General features: G+C 55.8%; 4 protein-coding genes. 2 read left to right on the top strand and 2 right to left on the bottom strand.

Going from position 1 to position 4,832, the window contains the following annotated elements; all coding sequences use genetic code 11:
• Positions 1-155 precede the first annotated feature (155 nt).
• Positions 156-2,297 (top strand): hypothetical protein, encoded by a 2,142-nt coding sequence (locus GS605_RS21155; RefSeq protein ID WP_253283376.1) that lies wholly within the window; start codon positions 156-158, stop codon positions 2,295-2,297.
• A gap of 318 nt (positions 2,298-2,615) precedes the next feature.
• Here GS605_RS21155 and GS605_RS20885 read toward each other — a convergent pair whose 3' ends face one another.
• Positions 2,616-2,996: a hypothetical protein gene (locus tag GS605_RS20885; RefSeq protein WP_171329884.1), complete on the bottom strand. Its 381-nt coding sequence runs from the start codon at positions 2,994-2,996 to the stop codon at positions 2,616-2,618.
• Positions 2,997-3,039: 43 nt separating this feature from the next.
• Entirely contained in the window at positions 3,040-3,360 is a 321-nt protein-coding gene (locus tag GS605_RS20880) for a monooxygenase (RefSeq protein ID WP_171725208.1), read from the bottom strand.
• Positions 3,361-3,497: 137 nt separating this feature from the next.
• On the opposite strand from GS605_RS20880, the gene GS605_RS20875 reads away from it, so the two are divergent.
• Positions 3,498-4,394: a LysR family transcriptional regulator gene (locus GS605_RS20875; protein WP_171329880.1), complete on the top strand. Its 897-nt coding sequence runs from the start codon at positions 3,498-3,500 to the stop codon at positions 4,392-4,394.
• Positions 4,395-4,832 lie beyond the last annotated feature (438 nt).

The following is a 4,832-nucleotide window of genomic DNA, read 5'->3' as shown; positions in this document are numbered from 1 at the left end:
CGGGGTTCGTTTCGGATCAATCTCGACAGCGGACTGTGGGCAGACTTCGCGACGGATGACAAAGGCGGGGATGCCATCAGCCTCTTTGCCTATCTGAACGGGGTGCAGCAAGGTCAGGCCGCACGTGCGCTGGCCCAGCGTCTGGGGGTGCAGGCATGAGCGCGCTACCCGACCTTCGCCACCCGACAGCCGGTGTCGCTGATACCCAGCATGTTTATCGCAGCAGAACGGGTGCGCCTGTGCTCGTCGCCAATCGCTATGAGGGCAACGGCAAGGGCAAGTTCTTTCTGCCCTACGACGTGACCAAGGGCGCATGGAAAGCACCCCAGTTGCGCCCGGTCTATCATCTGGACCGGATCGCCCAGGCGAACCCGGATCAGCCGGTGATCTGGGTTGAAGGGGAGAAGTGTGCCGATGTTCTGACAGGCTTGGGGTATCTGGCCTCTACCAGCTTTGGAGGCAGCAAGGCGCTGGCAAAAACTGACCTGTCACCGTTGGCAGGCCGTACTGTCATTATCTGGCCTGACCATGATGAGCCGGGACAGAGCTATGCCGCCAAGTTGGCCGAAGAGCTCGTTACATTACATAGGGCGACACCTCTGATCCTGCCGATCAGTGACGCACTGATTCAAGCGCATGATTCATCGAGTCTGATCCCTAAACCAATACATAGGGGCTGGGACGTGGCCGATGCCATTGCCGCAGGTTGGGGGCTAGGCGAGATTGACGCCCTAATAAACAGCGTTGCGTGTGATTTGCCGGATGTAACTGCCGCCTACCTTACAAGTAAGGTTCGGCCTGCCGCCAATGACCCGCATCCCCCTATGTATCATAAGGAAAACCCCGACCCGTATACGTTACCTATACATAGGGATGAACCTGCACCTATACGTAACGATGACAATGCGGCGCTGGTGGATGGGCTTGAGCTTTGGAACACGCCACAGGGTGAGCCCTATGTAACGTTACGGGCCAAGGGTCACTTTGAGCACTGGCCTGTAGGTTCCGCGACCTTCCGCAACTATCTGGCCTATGCCCATTACAAGGCCGAGGGCAAAGCCCCCTCCAATGCCGCGCTAGATGACAAGCGCCGGATGCTGGAAGGGGTGGCCCGGTTCGAAGGCGAGACCTACCCCGTATCCAGCCGCATCGCCTCCATCGGGCGCACGGTCTATCTCGATCTTGGCGACACCGACTGGCAGGCTGTGGCGATCACCTCCGAGGGCTGGCAGGTGGTCAGCCACCCGCCCGCACGGTTTCGGCGCTCACCAGCCATGCAGGCGCTTCCAGTACCGGAACGGCATGAGAATGGCATCGACTTGTTGCGCGATTTTCTGAACGTGGACAGCGAAGATGATTTCCGCATGTTGGTGGCATGGGTTCTGGGGTGTTTCCACCCCAAAGGCCCCTACCCTATCCTGACTCTGTCAGGCGAACAGGGCAGCGCCAAAAGCACCACTGCACAAACGCTGCGCGACCTGATCGACCCGGCCCAGCCCAGCACCCGCAGCACGCCCAATTCCGAGCAGGATTTGGTGATTGCCGCGATGCACAATCATGTTCTGAGCTTTGACAATCTCTCGACCATCCGCCCGATGATGGCGGACGCCTTCTGCCGGATTGCTACGGGTGGCGGCTTTGGCACCCGCAAGCTGCACACCGACAGCGACGAAGTGCTGTTCAACGCCACCCGGCCTTGCCTGCTGAACGGTATTCCCGATCTGGCCGCACGACCTGATCTGGCGGATCGCGCCATTGGCGTTCATCTGCCGGTGATCCCACCCGGCAGGCGCAAAACCTTGGGCGCGTTCAACCGCGACTTTGCCAAGGCCAAGCCCTACATTCTGGGCGCGCTGTTGGACGCGGTATCCCGCGCATTGGGTCAAATTGACTCTGTAAGCCTCTCAGAAGCCCCTAGGATGGCGGACTTTGCTAAATGGGTCGTTGCTGCCGAAGACTCCCTTGGGTGGACTCAGGGCGCGTTTCTGGACTCCTACGCGGCCAATCGCGCCCGCAGCGACCAAGCCGCCGTTGACGCCAACCCCGTGGCACTGGCAATCCTGTCTCTCATGGATGGGCGTCAGCGTTGGGGCGGCACTGCAACCGAGTTGAAGCAAACCTTGCGGGATCGCTTTCCTGCGCTGACAGAGGACAGCCAGAGCTTTCCCCGGTCCGAGGCGCGGTTTGGGGCAGCGCTACGTCGGGTTCAGCCCGTGTTGCGGCGTCAGGGGGTTAACATCGCGTTCAGTCGGGAAGGCAAAGCCGGGATGCGGGTGATAGAATTGAGCAGTCGGTGAAAGTTCGTACAACAATTTTTTGGCTAACGCGCTCGATCCCTTGGGTCGGGCGCCTTTTTGTTGCTCCACCTATTGCGTTTGTCTGGTTCGACTTTCGTCTGCTACGCGGGACGAAGCGGACTTTTGATGTGATCGCTCCAAAGACAGCTATGCGCCCAATACAGACATTACATTCTCACATGCAGGAAAGGTAGCGAACCTTAATTGCGGGGGCAAACACGTGGCTTTGTTGAAAGCTCCGCTCTAGATCTTAACATAAATCCACTTCTTATTGGCAGAAAGCTCGGAGCGGAAAGCTCCGAGCCGCGTTCCCTACCATCAGGACTGACTAAGTTTCTTGAGTTGCAGGAAGCTCATCACCGCAAGAAACGCAAAGAATGCGGGATCCGACCAACCAAAGCCAGTGAAGATACCTGTCAGCGCCGCATATAGCGTTACGACAAAACCAAGTGCGTTGGTTGCCATCAGCCCGGTCAGCAGCTTCCGGGCGGTTGCACCGTCGGTCACATCCCTAAGAAGAAAGCCAATAATGGCAATCCCTCCAAGAAAAATGCTGTTGTGCTGCGACAGGAACCAGGCGTAGCGGTCATTCAGCTCCAATCCGTAGTTTGGCCACAGAAAACCAGGCAGAAAAAACAGCGCAAAGGCAAACAACGCATAGATTGTGCTGTGAAGGGTCAGGAATGTTCGATTGCTCATTTGAAAGCTCCTTGTATGTGCGCAAGTTTAAGAGGGATCCTGATCAGACTACCTCGCGCAAGGGGGCGTTGGTGATTGAGCTGAGGTCTTCCATGATATCAAACACATGGTCCGACGTTACGGTGACACCGATTGCCGCCAGACGCTTCACGTGCATCGCCTTGTAGGTTTCCAGGGCGGCGAGATCCCGGAACAAATAGGTCGAACCGAAATCACCACTGCTTTCATCAACGGTCCAGATTTTCCAGATCACACCAGCTTCCTGCGCAATGCTTTCAGCCAACCGCTTAGTGCCCTCGGCAAATTCTTCGGTCATGGGGCCGTCATATGTCATGTGTAGGCCCCAGATTTTCATCGTGCTCATCAGCTTTGTCCTTTTGACTTTCTCGCTCCGGTTTTGCGTGTGGCGAAGCGTGTGGTTTCCATTGCCAAGCAAGATAGTCAGGGATATTTGTTAGATAAACAGCCATTTTTAGATCGCGATGTAAGGAATATCTAACAATGAGGCGAAATGAGTTGAACGACGTGTCGATATTCGTGGCGGTTGCTCAAGAGAACGGTTTCCGCGCGGCGGCTGAAAAACTGAAACTTGGAGCGGGTTCGGTAAGTGAAGCTGTCCAGAGGTTCGAAGATCGCCTTGGCGTGCGCCTGATCGAAAGATCGACCCGGGCCATCGCCCTGACCAAAGCGGGCGAACTTCTTTTTCGCCGTAGCCTGCCAGCAATCAATGATCTGGAAACAGCACTGAAAAGTATTCACGACCTAAACGAAGATCTGTCGGGCACGCTTCGGCTAACGGCCCCGACCGCCGCGGGCCAATTGTTTCTGGATGCCCTAATCACAGGATTTGCAAAAGAACATCCGGCGGTGGCGATTGAACTAATTTATGACGAAACAAAAGTCGATCTCGTAACCAGCGGGGTTGATGCTGCTATCCGTGCTGAGACCCTGCTTGATCCTGATACATATGCCATCGCAATTGGCCCTACACTGAAGATGACGATTGTCGCGTCCCCCGAATATCTAGCCAATTGCCCGCCCCTAGAGAAACCGGCCGATGTGGCGGCACATAGCGGGGTCTGTTTTGCTATTACAGGTGCTGACAAGCTGGCCCCGTGGGTATTTGCAGGCACAGACGGCCCCTATTCGGTCATGCCGCGTCCCAAGATCGTCACCAACGACGTGACCTCCATCCTTGAAGGCGCAAAGGCGGGGCTTGGGCTGGCCTATATCTTTGCAAGCTCTGTCGAGAGCTTGCTGGAAGACGGCAGGTTGGTTCAGGTTCTGGAAGGCCAGACCGCTGATTTGCCCCGGTTCTCCCTGAACTATCTATCCAAGCGCAATATGCCGCCCCGTGTCAGAGCTTTCGTTGATTATGCGAAACGGTGCAATCCTTAAACAAAATCGCTAATCTCTGCACTATCAAACAAGTTCCGTTTCTTGGAGCCGAATTGAAGCTTGGTGGAGCATCATCAAGGGTCCAGTACGCGCCGATTCACGGAGCTTTGCAAAGCCCGATTTCTGCCCAAAACAGTCATTGGAACATCGTGCAGCACCTGTAACTTTGGGCTCTGAGCCGACATTCGCGGTTTTGGCTGACGGTGCTGACAGTGCAGACGATGAACCCGCGCCGGTTTTCATTTTGAGAAAAGTTCAGATGTGGGGGAGTGTCAGAATGAGAACGCTTTGATAGCTGTTCTTTGCTCTCTGGCGTAGCACCGCTGTAGCACCGGGCGAGTATGTCCCAAATGCAAGAAGCGCCCCTTGGAGCGTTAGTGCGTTGTAATCAAGTGATTTATTTTGGTTGCGGGAGTAGGATTTGAACCTACGACCTTC

Source organism: Ruegeria sp. HKCCD7559 (assembly GCF_013110575.1).
In the GTDB taxonomy this organism is placed as follows: Bacteria; Pseudomonadota; Alphaproteobacteria; order Rhodobacterales; family Rhodobacteraceae; genus Ruegeria.
This window is presented reverse-complemented; position numbering and strand designations above follow the sequence as displayed.

What these genes read in the sequence shown, in the direction of transcription:
- GS605_RS20885 (WP_171329884.1), bottom strand. Translation starts at nt 2,996, where the DNA reads ATGAGCAATCGAACATTCCTGACCCTTCACAGCACAATCTATGCGTTG.
- GS605_RS21155 (WP_253283376.1), top strand. Translation starts at nt 156, where the DNA reads ATGAGCGCGCTACCCGACCTTCGCCACCCGACAGCCGGTGTCGCTGAT.
- GS605_RS20880 (WP_171725208.1), bottom strand. Translation starts at nt 3,360, where the DNA reads ATGAGCACGATGAAAATCTGGGGCCTACACATGACATATGACGGCCCC.
- GS605_RS20875 (WP_171329880.1), top strand. Translation starts at nt 3,498, where the DNA reads ATGAGGCGAAATGAGTTGAACGACGTGTCGATATTCGTGGCGGTTGCT.